The following is a 19,376-nucleotide window of genomic DNA, read 5'->3' as shown; positions in this document are numbered from 1 at the left end:
CAAACGGATGATTTTTGTTAAAGTTATGCTAATGCAAAGCTACGGCCGCCTTCTTCACCGAGACAGTAAAAAAGGATCATGGCCGGAAGCACGGTAAGCAGCAGCAACAACGTTTTAAAACTGGCATAGTCATCTTCTTCAAGAATATAGTAATTTATGGGCAATCCTCATAAGGAGATGACATTCGGAAATGGACGTGTTAAAAGTTTCAGCAAGATCTGTACCTAACTCTGTTGCTGGTGCCCTTGCACATGCAATGAGGGAACAAAAATCAGCAGAAATACAGGCGATTGGCGCAGGAGCATTGAATCAAGCGGTAAAGGCAGTTGCCATTGCCAGGGGGTTTGTTGCTCCTAGCGGGCTCGATTTAATCTGCATTCCTGCATTTACGGATATTCTGATCGATGGTGAGGAACGGACGGCGATTAAGCTAATTATTGAGTCTAGATAGACCGCTCAGCTCATTACTTATTTTTCATTAAGACCGCACACAATCTTTTTATGCCCATAGAAAAAAGCATGCAGCGTTGCATGCTTTTTCATCTGGTGTCTCACTGAACCGGAGTAAGGTGTTTTCTTGATTGGTATTCCGTTAACCTTTGATGTTTCCTTCGTTCAGGTATTTAGTCAAAAAATAAATGATCATCATTAATTAATATGCGGTTAATCTCGGTTGATTTTCCTGTTTTATCATCAATCTGAATGAGCACCGCGCCAAGTTGACCCGGACCCTCTTCGCTCTCAAAGCGGACCGGCATTGCCGTAACAAAGCGCTTAGTTACTGCTGCACGCTGCACGCCAATAATTCCATTATACGGACCGGTCATCCCAACGTCGGTAAGATAGGCTGTTCCCTGTGGAAATATGCGTTCATCGGCTGTCTGGACATGGGTATGTGTTCCTACAACTGCCGAAACCCTGCCATCTAAATACCAACCGAGCGCGAGTTTCTCACTGGTCGTTTCCGCGTGCAAATCAACAAAGATGATCGGGGTTTTCTTACGTGCTTCGTTAATCAGTTCGTCTGCGCTACGGAACGGATCATCGAGCGCTGGAAGAAAAACGCGTCCTTGAAGATTAATGACGGCTACCTGACGATTGTGCGGCAGATGAATGTAGCGAATTCCTGTTCCTGGAGTACCTTCTGGAAAATTAGCCGGTCGGACCAGTTGTTTTGCCTCATCGACAAATTCTAAAATTTCGCGGTTATCCCAAGTATGGTTTCCCATCGTCAGCATATCTGCCCCAGACTCAAGCAGCTTATGATAGATTTTTTTCGTTAGGCCTTTGCCATGTGCTGCATTTTCTGCATTTACAATGGTTACGGTCGGTTGAAACTTATTCTTCAATTTCGGTAGGTAGTCCTCAATCATTTGCCTACCGGTTCGTCCATACACATCGCCAACAAATAATAATTTCATCATTCACGCTCTTTTCTTCTAGTAAAGCCTTATCTTTTTTATTAAAAAAGGCGGCAATCAGCCGCCTCTTTCATTTTGCATATTCTACAGCGCGAGTCTCACGAATGACTGTTACTTTGATATTGCCAGGATAATCGAGTTCATTTTCAATTTTCTTCGTAATATCACGAGCCAATTGGAACGATTTCGCATCATCGACAAGATCCGGTTGAACAATAATTCGTATTTCGCGTCCAGCCTGAATCGCATACGATTTTTCAACGCCCTCAAATGATTCAGAAATCTCTTCTAATTTTTCAAGGCGGTGAATGTAGGCTTCAAGCGTTTCTCGGCGTGCCCCGGGGCGTGCCGCAGACAGCGCGTCAGCAGCCGCTACGAGTACCGAAATGATCGATGTCGCCTCAGTATCTCCATGGTGTGAAGCAATGCTGTTAATGACAACCGGATGTTCCTTGTATTTTTGTGCCAATTCAACACCGATTTCGACGTGACTGCCTTCGACCTCATGATCAATTGCTTTGCCAATGTCATGCAACAAACCGGCCCGTCTTGCCAGATTCTCATCTTCACCCAGCTCAGCTGCCATCATTCCTGAGAGGAAAGCAACTTCCATTGAGTGCTTCAGCACATTCTGACCATAGCTGGTGCGGTAATGTAGTCGTCCGAGAATCTTGATCAGATCCGGATGCAGGCTATGAACGCCGACTTCGAAAGTGGTTTGTTCACCATAATCGCGAATCTTCTCATCAACCTCATGACGTGCCTTCTCGACCATTTCCTCAATACGAGCTGGATGAATACGTCCGTCTTGAACAAGCTTTTCCAAGGCAATACGCGCAACCTCACGGCGAATCGGGTCGAATCCTGATAGGATAACTGCTTCCGGTGTATCATCGATAATTAAATCAATACCCGTTAATGTTTCCAGTGTGCGAATGTTGCGCCCTTCTCGCCCGATAATTCGGCCCTTCATCTCATCATTCGGGAGATTCACAACCGAAACCGTTGTTTCGGTTACATGATCAGCAGCACAGCGCTGAATAGCCAGAGAAAGGATGCTTTTCGCCTTTTTTTCTGCATCTTCCTTCGCTTTCGATTCGATGTCTTTGGCGAGTTGTGCAGCCTCATGAGCAGTTTCCTGTTTGACTTGATTCAAGATAAGCTCTTTTGCCTCATCATTGGTCAAACCGGAGATCCGTTCCAATTCAGACTGCTGTTTATGCAGTGCTTCCTCCACTTTGCTTTCCATCTCTTCAATTTGTCGACGTTTCTTGCTAAGCGTTTCCTCCCTTTTTTCCAATGATCTTTCTTTATTATCGAGAGATTCACTTTTTCGATCGAGCAGATCTTCTTTCTGCACGAGACGGTTTTCCAACCTCTGGAGCTCATTACGCCGATCACGCGCTTCGTTTTCGGTTTGATTTCGGAGCGTATGAATTTCGTCCTTCGCTTCCAGGAGTGCTTCCTTTTTTAAGGATTCTGCATCTCGATGAGCATCCTCAACGATCTGGTGTGCTGCAGTCTCAGCAGACGTTATTTTCGCCTCGGCAATGTTCTTTCGGATGTAATAGCCAACAAACAGACAAACGACAGAGATCAGTAGCGCAATGGAGATGATCACAACAATCGTGAATGTCATCATTTCACCTCCTTGCTTTTCCATATCGTCATTAGGTAAAGCAGATACGTTTCTTTTGAAATGATGCTTAACAGAGAAACGATAGGTAAGAGGTTTTTCACTTGATATTCCCATACAATTCCAAACAATACGAACTGCTTGAAAGGAAAATGGAAACTTAGCTCACTCTCTTTGTCGTTCTTTTAAGCATTTTCATGCGAAAAGTTTACATAATCAAGTAAATAGTAACTTTTTAGTTACAAGATCATTGTATAATTGCCCATTTAGGTTGTCAACCTTGCACATTTGGAATTCCTGCAACGGATTAATTTAAGCGACGCTCCCGTGCTCGCTTCAACAGGGTGCGACCGCGTGCATCCAGAAGCCTCCTCAGACGTGCTGGTGTCTGCGAGGGGCTCCTTTGGCCTGCGATTAACAGAGGCTCTCCACAGGCACCCGAGCGCTTTCGTGACTTCCGCAGGACGCGGTGACTTATGCGTTGCATACAGGACTTACTTTCACAGGATGTGATGACTTATGCGCACTTAGCAGACGTTCCTCTCCTATGCTGCTTCTCCCTAACAGCAAGGCCAAATCTTGTACTCTCCTTACCTGTAAAAAAAAGTGCCTGAAACAGGCACTCGTTTAAGCAAGCCGTTTATTCTTTTGTTGGAAGCGTTGCTGCTTCATCAGCAGTTTCCTCCGCCGTCTCATCCAAATGATAGTGAACGCGAATTTGATGTTTGATATCCTCTTTAACCGGTTCATTTTCTTTCAAGTAAAGCTTAGCGTTTTCGCGCCCCTGACCGAGGCGTTCTTTATTGTAGGAATACCAGGACCCGCTCTTTTCAATGACATCAAGATCTGAACCAATGTCCAGAATTTCGCCCTCTTGAGAAATCCCTTGCCCGTACATAATATCAACTTCCGCTTGTTTAAACGGAGGTGCTACCTTGTTCTTGACAACTTTAATACGTGCCCTGTTTCCAACAATATCATTCCCGATTTTCAACGTCTCTGCGCGGCGTACTTCAAGACGAACAGACGCATAAAACTTAAGCGCGCGTCCACCCGGAGTCGTTTCAGGATTTCCGAACATGACGCCGACTTTCTCACGAATCTGATTAATGAAAATTGCCGTTGTTTTTGATTTGCTGATTGCACCGGACAACTTTCTCAGCGCTTGCGACATAAGACGCGCTTGAAGCCCAACATGCGCATCGCCCATTTCACCTTCTATTTCGGCTTTTGGCACTAAGGCAGCTACTGAATCGACGACAATAATGTCCACTGCCCCGCTTCGAACAAGTGCTTCTGCAATTTCGAGGGCCTGTTCCCCTGTATCGGGCTGGGAAAGGAGCAATTCGTCAATGTTTACGCCTAAGTGTTCCGCGTAGACCGGATCAAGCGCATGTTCTGCATCGATAAAAGCAGCTTGTCCACCACTCTGCTGCGCTTCTGCAATCGCATGAAGCGCAACCGTCGTTTTACCTGAAGATTCAGGTCCGTAAATTTCAATGATGCGGCCGCGCGGATAGCCGCCGACACCCATCGCTATATCTAAAGCCAAGGAACCGCTTGATACTGTCGATACACGCTGTTCCGGCCGTTCTCCTAATCTCATAATCGATCCTTTGCCAAATTGCTTTTCAATCTGGCGAAGTGCGCTGTCTAGTGCTGCCTTGCGTTCATTTTTTTCAGCCATAACCGCGATTCATCTCCTTCAACATTCTTTTTATCATCATACATTTTTTTGAGGATAAGCACAAGTGTTCTAGCGAATGTTTATTCGCCCTTTTTAATGATTTAAAATTGGAAGCTTCTGCAAGTGTCTTCGTACAAGGTCATAACCGGTTTTTGTTGATTGAATTCTAATTTTACGTCGTGATCCATTAAATTGAAAACGATAGCTCTGAGTCCCTCCCTGATCGGACAGTCCGATATATACGGTTCCAACTGGTTTTCCTTCACTCTTATCAGGTCCTGCAACGCCTGTAAAAGACAAACCAAGATCAGCACCGCAAAGTGTTCGGACTGAAGAAGCCATTTTTTCCGCACAAGCAGCACTTACCGCGCCTTCCGTATTAAGAATGGATTCAGGTACGTGAAGTACTTGATTCTTCACTTGATTTGTATAACAGACCACGCCGCCGTTCAAAACAGAAGAGGCACCAGGGTAAGCAGCCAACCAATCAGCAGCCATCCCCCCGGTCAGGCTTTCAGCAAAAGCAATCGTTTTCTTCTGATTGCGCATCAGTTGAAACACAATTTGCGAAAGTGAATCATCATCATATCCGTAAAGAAAAGCACCAACACGAGTAGCGATTTTCGCCTCAATTTGATCAAGCATTGCCTCTGCCGCATCTTTCTGGGCATGTTTCGCCGTCAACCGCAACGTGACTTCGCTTTCCTTTGCCAGCGGCGCAATCGTCGGATTGGACTGCGCATCGATTAAATCAAGAATTTTTGTTTCCAATTGAGATTCGCCGATCCCGAAAAAGCGCAGAACACGGGATTGAATATGTTTTTCACTATGTGTGGACAGCCAGCCGCGTACGAAATCAAGAAACATCGGTTTCATTTCTGAGGGTACACCGGGCATCAAAAGATAGATATGCTTTTTTGTGTCAACAATCATGCCCGGCGCCATCCCATGCCGATTAGGCAGCACATGGCTTCCATCAATAACCAGCGCCTGCTTTTTATTATTTTCAGTCATTTCACGTCCAGTGACTTGAAAGTAGTGAACAATACTGTCCATTGCCGCCTGATCCGTAACGAGCTTGCGCCCAAGAACGCGCGCGACGGTCTCCTTCGTTAAATCGTCCTTAGTTGGGCCCAATCCGCCGGTAAAAATGAGCAGATCAGCTCTGTTCTCCGCATTTTTGATGACATCGATCATGCGCGCTTCATTGTCGCCGCATACGGTATGAAAGAAAACATCGACGCCAAGTGCTGCTAGCTGTTCCGAAATAAACTGCGCATTCGTATTGGCAATTTGCCCGAGTAAAAGTTCAGAACCGACCGCAATGATTTCCGCATTCATGAGCAAGAACTCCTATCCTTGTTTTTCGCAACTCGTAATCTCTTATTTATTATTAAACACAGATACCCGCTTGTGCAAGTTATTTCGATCGAAACACGAGTTCACGATTTTTATAAAAATAATCCACTCCGGAAAAGACGGTCAGGAACACAGCGATCCAGAGAATGATCTGCTCAAGTGGAAATCCATTGATACCAAAAGGAACATTATTAAATAAAAAGAGAATGATCGCGACCATTTGCGAGAAAGTCTTCCATTTTGCAATTTTGCTTGCTGCTATGACTTCACCTTCTTCAACAGCTACCAAGCGCAAACCAGTCACGGCAAATTCTCGTGCCAAGATAAGAATGACCATCCAAGAAGCCATTCTTCCGATACCGACAAAAGCAACAAAAGCGCTCATAACAAGCAATTTGTCCGCAAGCGGATCCAGTAATTTTCCAAAATTGGTGACCAAATGATACTTGCGCGCTAGTTGCCCGTCCAGCCAATCCGTAAATGAAGCGAGCATGAAAATAACCGCAGCAAGCAGCTGGGCAACAGAAAGATGATAATTTCCGGAATCAATCGCCCCAAGCGGCATCGGTACAAGCAGCAGAATTAAAAAGACAGGAATCATAATCATTCGTGCAACAGTTAATTTATTCGCGATATTCATCGATCGGTCATCCCTTCATCGTTATCTCATGGTTAAAACAGTCTTACACTCAAAAAAAGTGAGCCGCCTTTATCGGCCGGCTCATGATGAATACAATCATTTGTTGAAATTAATGATCACGGTTTGCACCGTGCTGTGAGACGGGATCGCAACTTTCTTTCCATTAATCTTCAACTCAGTACCTGGTGCATTGCCAAATTTCAGGGATAGCGACTGTACTTTGGACGCATCAAAGTGATAGGATTTTTGCCCTGTTTTCGATGCAGTTCCCTCTGCAATACTTTGTCCCGTTTGATTGTCTTTTGCCTGAAACCAAGCTTGATTATCTGTAACAGCCGTAACGACTACATCAAATTTCTCCGTTCCAGATAGTGTATAGGTGGTTACGTTGCCTTCCTGTTTCTCCTGTTTCAAGGTTTGTTCTGAAGACGCGTCCGAAGATTCCGTTGATGAGGAATCCGATGGATGTGACTTCGAACTGCTTTGAGAGCCACTGTCCGTTTTATACTGTACCGAGTTTGCATTGTTCTGGTCGGATGGCGGATTCGATTGATGTCCGGCTAACTGTGTCACTAGAATGTAGACAATCATCACACCGATTAAAATAAAAACTACAATAATCGCTTTATTGATCAGTGATGACCAATTATTCACCCGTACTGCATTGCGGCGAAGTTTTTTTGGTGCCTGTTCATTCTCGCTACCATCCGGAGGCGTTACACGTGTTTCGATATGCTGACGCTCAATCTTAGGCATATCGCTCGGATACTGTTCCGTCAGGCTTTTAAAGTCTAAGTCAACAGACTCAGCATAGCTCTTGATAAATGCTCGCGTATAGAACTCTCCTGGAAGCTGGTTGTAATCGCCTTTCTCAATCGCTTCAAGGTAGCGTTTTTGAATTTTTGTCGTTTTTTGGAGATCATCTAAGGATAAACCTTTCTGTTCTCGGGCTGTCTTCAGTTCTTGACCAAGTTCACTCAAAACTAACACCTGCCAATAGAAATTAAATAAAGCGATAAGCTCGAATTCGGCTACCATGTCCGCTCATTATCCATCAAATCGATCAATCGGCTATGTCCGGTCGGTTTAAGCATGATTGCTCATCATCAATGTAAACCGTTAGAATCCAATGATCCTCAAGATTTTTTCTTATCCAAACAGCTGATAAACGGAGCTGCATTCATTTTCTCACGTGCGAAACCATCATTTAGATTTTCGAACTTGCACTGAACCCTCTTTTTCCCTATGTGCAGCACTACCTGAAGATAAAGGAAAGCTCCCTTTTCTGGCGTGCATTGCCTATTTATATGTATTTCGTAATCAAGATACCCTATTTTGCCGTTGGAAAGGAAAAAAATCCTAACAACCCGGCTTAAAATCGGATCCCTTGAGACAATTTTTTTAGTCGCGTTCGAACCGAACTTCCATGGAAGCAGCAAGCTTGAAGTCCCAGATTTTATGGACACTACTAAGGTGGCTCCTAAATCGGTCCTACCCAGTTTGATGTGAGCCGTCCAACGCAAAATCTTTTGAATCCCGTTTTGGACACCTCTGATATTGATACGTTGTTCACTATTAATATTATCATAACTTCGCACAATTAACGATAAGATCCATTAAAAAGCAGAAGAATAAATTTCCATACACGTCCGTGGATTTCAACTGACAGTAAGCCTAAAACTGCCGCTGCCCCCTATTTTTAGCCCATGCCAATGACTAGCAGTACCATGCACCATTTATCGATATGATTTGGCCATTAATGTATTCAGCAGAAGGACTCATTAAAAAATTGATAAGCGACGCAACCTCTTGCGGTTTGGCCATTCGCCCCATCGGAATCTCATCCTCAACCCGTTTGATGTCTTCTTCAGAGAACACATTCATCATTGGTGTATCCACCGCGCCCGGAGCAACAGCATTTACCGAGATCCCGCTTGGAGCCGCTTCTTTGGCCAAGGCCTTTACAAAGGCATTCTGACCGCCTTTGACCATAGAATAAAGCACTTCTGTTGCGGCACCTTCCAGACCCCAGATGGATGAAACCATAAGGATCTGTCCCTTTTTCTTATGAATCATCGGCTTAATCAGTTGCTGGAGTAAGCGAAATGGGCTGGTTAGCTGCAGCTGAATGGTTTGTTGAATCACTTCATCCGCAACATCTTGAAACAAGTTGATCTCACTATTCCCGCTTGCATAGACAACACCGTCAATTGGTTGGTCAAGTTGTGCCATCAAGCATTCCGGACCTTTTTCATCAGAAAGGTCCGCGCAAACGAGAAAAAAAACCTGATTTGGAAAACTTTTTCTCAGCTCGCGCTGAAGTTCCTCAGCTTCCTCTTTTGAGGAATAATAATGCAAATACAATGAGGAACCTGATGCGGCTAGCGCGCGGGCTGCCGCGCTGCCAATGGCACCACTGGCACCCGTGATTAACAGCATGTTCATGGTCATCACTCCGTTTCCTTCATCTTCCGCTCACTTCGTCGCTTTGTTTTGGCACGAGCACCGTGCGCGGCTTACTTCCCTCATAGGGACCGACAACATGCCGTTCTTCCATTGCGTCAATTAATCGTGCAGCTCGTGTATAGCCGATTCGGAAGCGCCGCTGGAGCATTGAGACGCTTGCCGTCTGCATGTTGACAACAAGCTGAACCGCATCGTCATAAAGATCATCATCCACTTCGTTATGCCCTTGTTCCGGCTGGTCTGCCGGAATCATATCTTGTTGATAGTTTGCTTTTTGTTGCCCGACGACATGCTGAACCACAGCTTCAACTTCCTGATCTGACAAAAAGGCACCTTGTATACGCACGGGCTTTGAAGCGCCGATTGGCAGAAATAGCATATCGCCTTTTCCCAGCAATTTCTCGGCACCTCCTGAATCCAGGATTGTTCGAGAGTCCATCATTGATGAAACGCTAAAGGCAATTCGGGAAGGAATGTTTGCTTTAATTACGCCTGTAATGATGTCAACCGATGGCCGCTGCGTTGCAATAATTAAATGAATGCCTGCCGCCCGCGCCATTTGTGCCAGTCTGGTCACCGTTTCTTCCACGTCTTTCGATGCAACCATCATCAGATCGGCAAGTTCGTCAATAATGACAACAATATAGGGCATGAGCGGTTGCTTTTCTTCATGTTCCTTGTTGAATTTGCGCACCGCTTCATTGTAGCTCTCCAAATTGCGCGTTCCGCTTTCAGAAAACAACTCGTAGCGCCGTTCCATTTCACCAAGAACATTTTTCAAACCCAGTGCAGCTTTTGCAGGGTCCGTAACTACCGGAGTTAATAAGTGCGGAATCCCATTGTATACATTCAATTCAACCATTTTCGGATCAATCATAAACAGCTTCACTTCACTCGGTTTTGTTCGCATGAGCAAGGTAATAATTATCCCATTGATGCAAACACTTTTTCCGCTGCCGGTCGCTCCGGCAACAAGTAAGTGCGGCATACGATTTAAATCGGCAAGAATCGGTTCTCCAGATATATCGCGTCCAAGTCCAATGGTCAACTTGGATGCAGCACGCTTTGCATTGGATGACTCCAGTACCTCGCGAAGACAAACCATAGCCACTTCCTGATTTGGAACCTCGATGCCGACTGCTGATTTTCCGGGGATCGGCGCTTCAATACGAATATCCTTGGCGGCAAGCGCTAATGCGAGGTCATCGCTCAAGTTGAGGATGCGGCTTACCTTAACACCCGCCTCAGGATATACCTCATAACGCGTGACCGCCGGACCTAAATGCACCTCTTTAACCGTCGCACGAACACCGAAACTTTCAAACGTCCGTTCCAAAGTGCGCACATTTTCAGCAATATGACTGCGTTCGTTTTTCTGCGCATTAGTTCCCGGCATGCGTAGGAGCGACAGGGGCGGCAGCTGATAGTCTTCATTTTCTACAGGCATTTGCGAAAAATCAGGTGCCTGGATGTCTTCATCGCTCTTCTCAGACGGTGAAAGTAATTCTTCAGCCGACATTTGCTCTGTTTGATTCATTGCCGTTTCATTGAAATCGTGGATCTCCGGTTCTGGAGCTCTCTCAGATTCGTGCAGCCTCGCATCAACGGGCGGTTTCTCATTCTTTGTATCGTTCTGCCTTTCATTCGCCTTCATTTTTTTCTTTTTTGCCCGGTTATCTGAAAATGTTTTAAATGAACTTGTCCAATGCGCAGCACTCGTCCTTATTGAGTGGAAAAGTCCACCAACTATTTTTCGGACAAATGATCCAATTGAATGTCCCGTAATCAGAATTGCGGAGACAAGAAACAAAAAGAACGTCATAAAGTAGGTCCCTGTTGTAGAAAAAAGATAATAAAAAAAGGCAAAGCCGATCGCACCAATTAAGCCGCCTCCAAGTCCTTGGCTAGGAATTGACCCGGATAATTCGCCTTTAAAAAGCAGAAAAGTATTGATAATGACTGAACGGTTTTGCCAAGTGTTAACCGCAGACAACGCCTCAAATAAACGAACATGACTGATTAAAAGCATGGTAAACATCAATAAATAAATGCCGCACAGTCTTCGTGTAAAAAACTCGGGTTGTTTGCGAAACAGCACATAATAAACGGAGAGTACAAGGAAAAAAAGCAGGAAGAGCACCCACAAATTTCCAGTGAAGAGACGTGCGGCTTCTTTAATTACTTCACCAGCTGCACCTAGGCTGCTAATCCCTATGCAGGTTAACGCAAACATACATAGTCCGCCGATTTCATAAATCAGCGTGGTCTTCCAGCCAATACTTGTGCGCGTTTTTTTCTTGCTTCGTTTCTTCTTAGCCATGATTCCCCTGCTCCTCATTTCATTCTCGTATGAATCTCTGCGTCGTACGTCCTATTTTTAATTTACTCTATATGTCTGTTTTTGGCAAAAGACGATCATAGGCGATCCAGGAGCTTCCTTGGCACAATCCAGAGTCCTACGTCTTAAAATCAAGTGACGATTGATTCGTCATAAAACCCCCTAAAGTTGAATTTTTATCGTCCAACTTTAGGGGGTTCATTCAATGCTGCAAACCTGGTTTTAAAATTCCATGATAATTGGCAATATCATTGGACGGCGTTTGGTTTTATCAAAAAAGTAGCGACTAAGCGAATCTCTAATTCCGCTTTTTAGCGATGACCATTCAGATACATGTTTTGTAAGCGATTTAGACAACACATTGGAAACGATATGATTAGCTTGATCTAAAAGATCTTCTGACTCGCGCACATAGACAAATCCGCGCGTAATAATTTCTGGTCCTGCAAGGATTCTTTTCGTTCTGCGTCCCAAGGTAACGACAACAATCACTGTTCCGTCTTGAGAAAGGAGACGGCGGTCTCTTAAAACAATATTTCCTACATCACCGACTCCAAGTCCGTCAACCAGCAAGTGTCCTGCTGGAACCGAATCCGATGATCGTGCTGCACCATTGCTGAACTCGACAACATCGCCTTTATCCAGCAAAAATACGTGGCTTGGTTGCACGCCCATTGATTCAGCAATCTCCTGATGGGCTTTCATCATTTTAAATTCGCCATCAATGGGGATCACATATTTCGGTCGTGTCAATTGAAGCATCAATTTAATATCCTCTTCTGACCCATGCCCCGAAACATGGACGTCTTTGCCAAATACGACACGCGCACCTTGACTCATTAAACGGTCAATGGCATTCGTTACAGCTTTCTCATTACTTGGGGTTTGTGATGCAGCATAGATAATCAGATCATTTTCTTTAAGTCTCAATTTTTTATGAATATGATCGGCAAGATTTGACATAGGTGTCAAAGGATCGCCGTCAGAACCGCTTGATAAAATCGCAAGTTCTTGAACCGGGCATTTTAACGATTTCTCCCAATTCAATAAAATATGCTGCGGTATTTTCAAAAATCCCTCTCGTGTAGCGATTGAAATGACCCGTTCTAGATATTTTCCATCAATCGCTACCTTGCGATTGTGGCGGTCACAGGCATCAAAGAACTGCTGAATACGGTATATATTGGTCGCGTGAATCGTGACAATAACGCGTCCTTCCGCAGAATAAAAAATATGATTCAGCTTATCACCGATGATCGAATCGGATGGGGTTTTGCCTGGCAATTCAGCACGTTTACTGTCGGAAAGCAAGCACAGAACGCCTTTATCTCCGAATTCGGAGATTTTGCTGACATCGGTTCGAACGCCTCCAACCGGTGTAAAGTCAAATTTATAATCCCCTGTATGCACAATGTAGCCTTGTGCCGTTTGGATTGCATAACCGATTGAATCCGGTACACTGTGGTAGGTTCTGAAACAGTCAATGACACAGTGTCCTGTTTTAATTCGCTTGTCCGGATTAACGATACGGAATAAATCCTTCGGGAAACTAACACCGACTCTTCGAAGACTTTCCCAAACCAATGCAAGTGTAAAACGTGTTCCGTAAACCGGGACTCTCAATTTTCGCAACAAATACGGGAGTCCACCAATGTTCGCTTGGTGTCCGTGTGTCAGATAAATCCCCTTAATCTGATCACTCCGTTCAACTAAATACGAAACATCCGGAATTACAGTATCTACGCCAAGCATATCTTCATGTGGATGCATCAATCCTGCATCAATAATATAAATGTCATTTTCTACTTCAATGACCGTCATATTATTTCCAATTTCACCAACGCCGCCCATTGCATAAATTTTCACGCTGTCTTTCTTCTTAGCATGCTTCAATGGGCATTCCTCCTATTAAGTTGAGCAGTCATCGCTATTGACCCGAACTAATCATTGCTTTTATTATACCCAATACCTATACTAAAGTACAATTATTTCGCGATGATTCCCAGCACGGATCGCATCATCGAATTACTTTGTTTCGCATAATTTTGTTTGATTAAGCAAATAGTGTGCAGACTCAATCGCTGCAATCCGCATCGCTTCAGTCAGCTGCTCAATATGGAGGCTCGGTGATTCATCATTTTTAATTTGTTCCGATAAATAGGGAACATGAATAAAGCCGCCGATGATCCGTTTCTCGAATTTTTGCAATCCATGCATCAAGTTGTAAAAAACATGATTGCAGACAAAAGTGCCGGCGTTCTCCGAAAGTTCGGCCGGAATATTCATGCGTTGTATCGCGCTGACAATCTCATTCAACGGTAAGGCGGATTCATAATTCTGAGGGCCGTTTTCACTAATTCTCTGTTCTTTTATAATGACCCCGTCGTTATCCGGCCTTTCCGAATGAATTCTGTTCACTGCAAAACGTTCCGGTGTAATTGCTTTGCGGCCGCCTGCTTGTCCGACTGCAATAATAATATCCGGACAAATGACACGTGCTGATGCCAGAAGACGTTCTGCTGCTTCATTGTAAGTAACGGGCAGTTTAGTGGCAAAAAGCTCAATTGATGCTGCTGTCTGCACCCCATCCAAACGTCTTACCGCTTCCCAGGAAGCGTTCCACTTGCTTCCTCCAAATGGCGCGAAGCCGCTCAACAATACTCTCATTACCGATTCCTCCAGTAAAATATAAAAAGGCGATTTAAGCGGATTTGTCCGCCTTCTCACCTTTTTTTCATTTTCATTTATTTGTAATACCTGAACTAGAATTTTTCTTAAATGCATGATAGACATTCAGTAATGACTCAAGCTCTTGATCGGTCAGTGCAACCATTGGCAGTCGAACACCGCCAACGCGAAGATTAAGCTGATTAAGAAGCGCTTTCACTGGAGAAGGACTCGGTGAAGCGAACAATTCGCGCATTAACGGGAGCATCATTCGATGTTTTGCAGCCGCCTCTCTCACCCGTCCCTGACTATAATCCTCCATCATTTGTTTCATTTCTGGAGCAATCACATGCGACGCGACCGAAATCACGCCATGCCCGCCAATTGACAGAACGGGCAACGTCAATCCATCATCCCCGCTGTAAAGATGGAATTGATCATCCGTACCGTTAATAATTTCAGCCATTTGATCTAAATTCCCGCTTGCTTCTTTGACCGCCACAATATTATCGATTTTCGATAATTTAATAATTGTTTCTGCGTCAATGTTTACCTTCGAACGGCTTGGGATATTGTAGATAACGACAGGAACGGCCACCTGATCGGCAATCGCTTTATAATGTGCATAGATTCCTGCTTGATTCGGTTTATTATAGAATGGTGCAACAGCCATAACTGCATCGACACCTAAGTTCGCCGCCTCTTTCGAAAATGCTGCAGACAACTCTGTATTATTTCCGCCGGTACCGACGATGACCTTAATTCTCCCGTCTACAACACGAACGACATGCTCAAATAAAGCTAATTTTTCATCATGGGACAACGTTGGTGATTCTCCCGTTGTACCGGCCACTACAACCCCATCTGAACCGGTTTTTATTAAGTGCTCTAAAAGCACGGTTGTTTGATGTAAATCCACTTTTCCGTTTTCATCAAAAGGGGTGACCATGGCTGTCAATAATCGCCCAAAATCCATTTTTCTCACTCCTGTTTCGGATGTTGCAAAGCTGATCCGTCTTTTTCATTTTCTAGATGGAATGCTTTGTGAAGCGCATTAACCGCTTCATTCATCTTCGTTTGCTTTACCAAAACCCAAATCGTATTGTGCGAGTCGGCCGATTGCAAAATCTGGATGCCTCGCTCCGTTAATGCGTTGACGATTCGTGAGGCCACTCCAGGTTCACCGGCCATTCCTGCACCGACCGCTGAAACTTTCGCGCATCCGGTCTGTACTTCAGGAACATAGCCTTTTGCACGAAGCACACGCACCGCGCGTTCCGTAGTCTCTGCACTCACTGTGTAGACAACACCACTTGGACTAATATTAATAAGATCGACACTGATCCCGTTTTCCGCCATTGTTTTGAACACTTTGGCTTGCAAATCATACTCATTCTTGCCTGCACGCACACGGATTTGGCTCACGTTGCGTACATAGGTAATCCCCGTTACTGGCCGTTCAGCCAAATCCTGGCCCCGTCCGGTACGATTCACAGCTGTCACTAATGTCCCAAGGCCGTCCGACAGAGTTGAACGGATATGGATCGGCACCTTGGCGATCATTGCAATCTCCACCGCTCGAGGGTGAATCACTTTTGCTCCTTGATAGGCGAGATTGCATACTTCATTGTAAGTAAGCTGAGACAGTTGCCGTGCGTCACTGACAATGCGAGGATCCGCTGTCATCACGCCGTCAACATCCGTGAATATATCAATCCATTCTGCGTCCAGTGCGGCGCCAAGTGCAGCAGCCGATGTGTCGCTTCCGCCACGTCCGAGCGTCGTGATTTCACCATCAGCTGTACTCCCTTGGAAACCCGCAACGACAATCGCATCATTTGTTTCTAATCGCTTTAACAGCGGATTTACCTTCATCTCGACAATTTTTGCTTCATTGAAACTGCGGTTGGTTCGAAAACCGGCTTGAGCGCCTGTCATCGCCTCTGAATGCAGCCCTGCTTGTTTCAAAAGATTTGAGAAAACGACCATTGATATGGTTTCGCCGCAAGACATTAAAATATCTTTTTCGCGCGGCGAACACATCGCATCGCTCACCAGTCCAAGCAGAGTATCCGTAGCATACGGATCGCCTGAGCGCCCCATCGCCGACACAACGACAACCACTTTATATCCCTTGCTTACAGCGCGCCGTACATGCTGAACGGCACGCTGCCTCATTTGTTCCGTTTGTACGGATGTACCGCCAAACTTTTGAACAATGATTTTCACATTTGTTCACCCTTTCGCATAAGGGAGATCTCGAGACAATCTCTGTGGCGACACTAATTAAAACTTCACTAAACCAAGTTTTAGAAGTCTTTCCGCTATCTGTACCGAATTCCAAGCAGCACCCTTCAGCAAATTGTCCGACACAATCCATAAGTGGAATCCGTTGTTTACATCAGGATCCCGGCGAATTCGACCGACGAAAACCTCTTTTTTACCTGATGCAGAAGCCGGCATTGGATAAATCTGATGTGCTGGATCGTCTTGCAAGACGACACCCGGTGCATCTGCCAGTAACTTTTTCAAATCTGATGCAGAAACATCGGTTTGGTCGATTTCAATATATACGGACTCGCCGTGACTGATACTTACAGGAACACGCACGCAAGTCGCGGAAACTTTGATCTCCTGATCATCCATAATTTTTTTTGTTTCATTGATCATTTTCATTTCTTCAAACGTATAATCGTTTGGCTGGAACAAATCAATTTGCGGTATTGCATTAAATGCCATTTGAAAATGTTTTTTGTCACCTTTAACCGGCATAATCGCTGCTTCCGGTTCTTTTCCGTCCAAGACCTGGCGAGATTGCTCTTCCAACTCAGCGATTGCTTTCGCTCCCGCTCCGGACACTGCTTGGTAGGTTGAGACAATAATCCGATTTAAGCCATAGGCTTGGCGAATAGGCTCAAGTGCAGCAACCATTTGAATTGTTGAACAGTTTGGATTGGCGATAATGCCATGATGCTGGGTCAACGCTTTTTCATTCACTTCGGGAACAACGAGCGGAACATTCGGATCCATACGAAAAGCACTCGTATTATCGACAACAATTGCGCCGCGTTTCGCTGCTTGCGGAGCAAGTTGTTTTGAAACAGATCCGCCTGCGCTGAATAACGCGATATCTATATGCTCAAATGATTCAGGCTTTGCTTCCTCAATCGTCCATGATTTTCCACCAAAAGTAATGGATTTTCCTGCTGAACGTGCTGATGCAAGCGGTAAAAGCGATTTTACGGGCAGCGGCGAACCTTCCAACATCTGAACCATTCGGGTCCCAACGGCACCGGTTACGCCGACAACCGCCACATTTAAACCTTCTGACTTAAGCAAAACCATCTCTCCTCTATATCACTCAATAGATTTTCCTATTATTATATTATCATTTAAGGCTTAAAGAAAAGGACTATTCGAAAAAATGTCCTTTTTTACCGAAAAATACAGTTTTATTTTATCACAATTACATATAGAGAGAAGCAGGTATTATTTGTTTTTTGCTGATTTCTCAAGCAGGATTGGCTGATTTTGTTTTCCAAGAATGGCGTGTTCAACGGTTTCAACAAGCAAATCCATATGAGATACAAGAGAATTCGGCTTTTTTATCGGATCATCCTGACCGAAAGGAATAAAATAAATATTTTTTGCGACAATTAATTTAGCAATGTTTTGTAAATTTAGCCCTAATCCATCATTAGTCGATATGCCGAGCACGACAGGGCTTCCATTACGCAAAGTTGCTTTTGCGGCCATCAGAACCGGGCTATCTGTTTGCGCGTTGGCGAATTTACTCATCGAGTTCCCGGTCAGTGGTGCGATAACCATGCAATCCACCGGTGTTTTTGGTCCATACGGTTCCGCGTCAACAATCGAATCAACTACTTTTTTTCCGCTTATTTCCTCAAGCTTGCTGATCCAATCGCTTGCCTTGCCGAATCGCGTACTGGTTGTTTTAACCGTATAGGTGACAAATACCGAGACATTACAACCTGCTTCAACCAGTTTTTCAATTTGAGGGACAACCTGACTATAGGTACAATGAGAAGCCGTAATACCAAAGCCAATGTGCTTGCCTTTAAGACTCATGATTTATCCTCCTTTGAAAAATTATCGTGCAACAGTTCAGCCAGCACGTTTGCAATAATTCGCCCTGCTGTCTTGGGAGCAACCATTCCCGGAAGCCCCGGCGTTATAATTGCTTTGATTCCTCTCTTTTTCGCGAAACGGAAATCTGTTCCTCCCGGGAGCGATGCAATATCCATGATAAAGCTGCTGGCGGGCATTCGCGACAATACTTGACTTGTCAGCACTAAAGCAGGAATTGTATTGATACATATTTCATTATCTTCTACTTCTTTTTCTAAGTCTTTTAGATAGAAACCTTTGACCCCCATTTCAATCGCGCGCGCAATTTGCGCCGGATTTCTTGAACCGACTTTTACATGTGCACCAAGCGCATGAAATGCGCGTGCAACGCTCATGCCGGTACGTCCAAGGCCAAGGACGATAACATTTGCATCATGAATTGTAATATCAGTATTTTGAATCACCATCATCAACGTTCCTTCTACCGTAGGAATCGAATTGTAGATGGCCACATCATCTCGTGCAAATAGCTTAACTAACCCGCGACCGGTTTCCGCGACAAGTTGATTCAAATAACGGGTTGTGATTCCTGAATAAATAACGCAATGTTCCGGAGTCTTTGTCACCCATTCCTTTGTCAATTTAACCTTTTCATTCGAGAAGGTCGTCTCAACAATTCCCTCTTGACTGGTTCCGCTCACAGGCAGGATAATGCTATCAACAGTTCCAGGGTTAATTTCATCCATTGTGACTTTCGAAGCACCGTTAAAATTTCGATCCAGCTGATCAAAACCGACAAGCGACAGATGAGCATCAAGCGCGATTAATTTGTTAATGACTTCAATCTGTCGGGCGTCCCCTCCCATGATCACAATATGTCTGTTTGTCAGCATCAACGTTCCCTCCGCTTGGCTATTTCCTATAAAAATTCAATTTGCGCATAGCCGTATTTTCCTTCAACACTTTATGGTATGACGATTACCCAGTAGTGTGATTTCATTTCGTGTAGGTAAGAAAAACCGGGCAAAATACGAGTGTCTTTCCGGTGCTGAATCGCCGCTTCGGTTACTCGC

17 protein-coding genes are annotated in these 19,376 nt (G+C 44.7%); 1 reads left to right on the top strand and 16 read right to left on the bottom strand.

Going from position 1 to position 19,376, the window contains the following annotated elements; all coding sequences use genetic code 11:
- Positions 1–23: 23 nt before the first annotated feature.
- Positions 24–164 (bottom strand): hypothetical protein, encoded by a 141-nt coding sequence (locus tag SIN01_RS14915; RefSeq protein ID WP_156994762.1) that lies wholly within the window; start codon positions 162–164, stop codon positions 24–26.
- Positions 165–190: 26 nt separating this feature from the next.
- Between SIN01_RS14915 and SIN01_RS01505 the strand changes: the two genes are divergently transcribed.
- Entirely contained in the window at positions 191–451 is a 261-nt protein-coding gene (locus SIN01_RS01505; RefSeq protein WP_010023072.1) for a stage V sporulation protein S, read from the top strand.
- A gap of 172 nt (positions 452–623) precedes the next feature.
- Here the strand turns inward: SIN01_RS01505 and SIN01_RS01500 are convergent, their stop codons facing one another.
- From SIN01_RS01500 to dpaA, 15 genes are all read right to left on the bottom strand, one after another.
- Positions 624–1,421 carry a TIGR00282 family metallophosphoesterase gene (locus SIN01_RS01500; RefSeq protein ID WP_010023073.1) on the bottom strand — a complete coding sequence of 266 codons (798 nt, stop codon included), beginning with the start codon at positions 1,419–1,421 and terminating at the stop codon, positions 624–626.
- Positions 1,422–1,491: 70 nt separating this feature from the next.
- Positions 1,492–3,060 (bottom strand): ribonuclease Y, encoded by a 1,569-nt coding sequence (gene rny, locus SIN01_RS01495; RefSeq protein ID WP_010023075.1) that lies wholly within the window; start codon positions 3,058–3,060, stop codon positions 1,492–1,494.
- 637 nt (positions 3,061–3,697) lie between these two features.
- Positions 3,698–4,744, bottom strand: a complete 1,047-nt coding sequence (gene recA, locus SIN01_RS01490; RefSeq protein WP_010024977.1) for a recombinase RecA — start codon at positions 4,742–4,744, stop codon at positions 3,698–3,700.
- A gap of 93 nt (positions 4,745–4,837) precedes the next feature.
- Positions 4,838–6,085: a competence/damage-inducible protein A gene (locus tag SIN01_RS01485; RefSeq protein ID WP_010024979.1), complete on the bottom strand. Its 1,248-nt coding sequence runs from the start codon at positions 6,083–6,085 to the stop codon at positions 4,838–4,840.
- A 79-nt stretch (positions 6,086–6,164) separates the two neighbouring features.
- Entirely contained in the window at positions 6,165–6,743 is a 579-nt protein-coding gene (gene pgsA, locus SIN01_RS01480) for a CDP-diacylglycerol--glycerol-3-phosphate 3-phosphatidyltransferase (protein WP_010024980.1), read from the bottom strand.
- A gap of 96 nt (positions 6,744–6,839) precedes the next feature.
- A complete protein-coding gene (locus SIN01_RS01475) occupies positions 6,840–7,733 on the bottom strand; it encodes a helix-turn-helix domain-containing protein (protein WP_237760171.1) in 894 nt (297 codons plus the stop codon).
- A gap of 726 nt (positions 7,734–8,459) precedes the next feature.
- On the bottom strand, positions 8,460–9,188 hold the full coding sequence (ymfI, locus tag SIN01_RS01470) for an elongation factor P 5-aminopentanone reductase (protein WP_029548174.1): 729 nt from the start codon (positions 9,186–9,188) through the stop codon (positions 8,460–8,462).
- A gap of 19 nt (positions 9,189–9,207) precedes the next feature.
- Positions 9,208–11,529, bottom strand: a complete 2,322-nt coding sequence (locus SIN01_RS01465) for a DNA translocase FtsK (RefSeq protein ID WP_047035304.1) — start codon at positions 11,527–11,529, stop codon at positions 9,208–9,210.
- Between the two features lie 240 nt (positions 11,530–11,769).
- Entirely contained in the window at positions 11,770–13,398 is a 1,629-nt protein-coding gene (locus SIN01_RS01460; protein ID WP_047035307.1) for a ribonuclease J, read from the bottom strand.
- 174 nt (positions 13,399–13,572) lie between these two features.
- Positions 13,573–14,214 carry a pyroglutamyl-peptidase I gene (locus SIN01_RS01455; RefSeq protein WP_010023665.1) on the bottom strand — a complete coding sequence of 214 codons (642 nt, stop codon included), beginning with the start codon at positions 14,212–14,214 and terminating at the stop codon, positions 13,573–13,575.
- A gap of 73 nt (positions 14,215–14,287) precedes the next feature.
- Positions 14,288–15,190, bottom strand: a complete 903-nt coding sequence (gene dapA, locus SIN01_RS01450) for a 4-hydroxy-tetrahydrodipicolinate synthase (protein WP_010023663.1) — start codon at positions 15,188–15,190, stop codon at positions 14,288–14,290.
- Positions 15,191–15,195: 5 nt separating this feature from the next.
- Complete coding sequence (gene dapG, locus SIN01_RS01445) at positions 15,196–16,443, bottom strand: aspartate kinase (RefSeq protein ID WP_010023661.1); 1,248 nt, start codon at positions 16,441–16,443, stop codon at positions 15,196–15,198.
- A 57-nt stretch (positions 16,444–16,500) separates the two neighbouring features.
- Positions 16,501–17,559 (bottom strand): aspartate-semialdehyde dehydrogenase, encoded by a 1,059-nt coding sequence (gene asd / locus SIN01_RS01440; protein ID WP_010023659.1) that lies wholly within the window; start codon positions 17,557–17,559, stop codon positions 16,501–16,503.
- A 144-nt stretch (positions 17,560–17,703) separates the two neighbouring features.
- Positions 17,704–18,303: a dipicolinate synthase subunit B gene (locus SIN01_RS01435; RefSeq protein WP_010023658.1), complete on the bottom strand. Its 600-nt coding sequence runs from the start codon at positions 18,301–18,303 to the stop codon at positions 17,704–17,706.
- Positions 18,300–19,196 carry a dipicolinic acid synthetase subunit A gene (dpaA, locus tag SIN01_RS01430; RefSeq protein ID WP_010023657.1) on the bottom strand — a complete coding sequence of 299 codons (897 nt, stop codon included), beginning with the start codon at positions 19,194–19,196 and terminating at the stop codon, positions 18,300–18,302. The genes SIN01_RS01435 and dpaA overlap by 4 nt, the downstream gene beginning before the upstream one ends.
- Between the last annotated feature and the right edge of the window lie 180 nt (positions 19,197–19,376).

This window comes from Sporolactobacillus inulinus (assembly GCF_006539285.1).
GTDB classification, from domain to species: domain Bacteria; phylum Bacillota; class Bacilli; order Bacillales; family Sporolactobacillaceae; genus Sporolactobacillus; species Sporolactobacillus inulinus.
Note: the sequence above shows the minus strand (reverse complement) of the source record. Positions and strands in the feature narration are given on the sequence as shown.